Raw genomic sequence first — 849 nt, 5'->3', positions numbered from 1 at the left:
CAACCGCCGCCGCGAACGCGTGGGAGTGCCGGTACACGAACGCGTTATCGGTGATGACCCGCTCGATGCAGCTGATCCCGTGGGCGGCGAAGTAGGCGGCGGCGCGCAGCAGGAACTCGGCACTGGTGCTCGCCGTCTCATCCGGCAGCACTTCCGAGTACGCCAGCCGGGAGTGGTCATCGACCATGGAGTGGATGTAGTCGTAGCCGATCCGTGCGCGTTTCTGCGCGCCCGTCTGGCCCTTCTGGCGGCCGTTGGCTTTCCATCCGCCGCCGTCGGGTATGCGGCCCAGCTTCTTCACGTCCACGTGCACCAGCTCGCCGGGGCGTTCTCGTTCGTAGCGGGTCGCGGTGGACTTGGAGGAGCGGATCAGATCCCCGCTGATCGGGTCCAGCTCCCGCAGGTAGGGCTTGTGGTGGCGGCGAAGGATCCGGCTCACCGTCCGCGCCGGCACCCCCAGCTCCGGCCCGATCCAGTCCTGGCCCCTGCGTTCCCGATCCCGCACCGTCAGGACCTGCCGCTCGACCTGTTCGGCGGTGCGCGTCGGGCTGGAGCGCGGCCGTGATGAACGATCCTCCAGCCCGGCTTCGCCCTCGGCTGCGTACCGGTCGATCCAGATCTTGACGCACTTACGAGACACCCCCATCGCCGCAGCGATATGAGCCTGCCGCCAACCCTGCTGGTGCCGGCGGACGATCAACAGCCGACCATGCACGGTCAGGCGGGCGTTACGGTGGGACACGAGAACCTCCGAGGAAGACGTGGACTCTAGACAAGCCACACGCTCCCCGGAGGTTCTCCTCACGTCAAGCCCGAAACGCCACCAACCTCATGGCCGGGTACACCTAG

1 protein-coding gene is annotated in these 849 nt (G+C 67.5%); it reads right to left on the bottom strand.

Going from position 1 to position 849, the window contains the following annotated elements:
• The coding region (locus tag WDJ51_RS14260; protein WP_337853139.1) for a helix-turn-helix domain-containing protein at nt 1-742 on the bottom strand (742 nt) is incomplete at its 3' end.
• Nucleotides 743-849: the final 107 nt, after the last annotated feature.

Source organism: Rathayibacter sp. YIM 133350 (assembly GCF_037404875.1).
GTDB lineage: Bacteria > Actinomycetota > Actinomycetes > Actinomycetales > Microbacteriaceae > Orlajensenia.
This window is presented reverse-complemented; position numbering and strand designations above follow the sequence as displayed.